Here is a 341-nt window from a genome sequence, read left to right as displayed (position 1 = left end):
TCGAGGCCATGGACCTCGACCCCGCCGCCCGGGTCTTCCAGTTCGTGTCGCCCAGCTTCGACGTCGCCGTCGCCGACGTGCTGATGTCCCTGGCGGCCGGAGCCACCGTGGTACTACCGACCGCCGCGCGGTCCGACGGCACCGAACTGGTGGAGATGCTGCGCGCCGAGCGGATCTCCCACGCGATGCTGCCCGCCGTCCTGCTGGCCGCCGCTCCTGACACCGAGGTGGAAACGCTCAGGACCGTCGTCTCCGGCGGAGAGGCCCTGGGCGCGGACACCGCCGCCCGCTGGGCGCGCGGCCGGCGTTTCCTGAACGGTTATGGGCCGAGTGAGACGACG

Annotated in this window: 1 protein-coding gene; it reads left to right on the top strand. The window is 72.4% G+C overall.

Annotated elements, in window-relative coordinates:
- Positions 1 to 8: 8 nt before the first annotated feature.
- Positions 9 to 341, top strand: a 333-nt coding sequence (locus ACTIDRAF_RS31380; protein ID WP_157163276.1) for an AMP-binding protein, incomplete at its 3' end; no start/stop codon positions are given.

The sequence above is a fragment of the Actinoalloteichus spitiensis RMV-1378 genome (assembly GCF_000239155.1).
GTDB classification, from domain to species: Bacteria; Actinomycetota; Actinomycetes; order Mycobacteriales; family Pseudonocardiaceae; genus Actinoalloteichus_B; species Actinoalloteichus_B spitiensis.
This window is presented reverse-complemented; position numbering and strand designations above follow the sequence as displayed.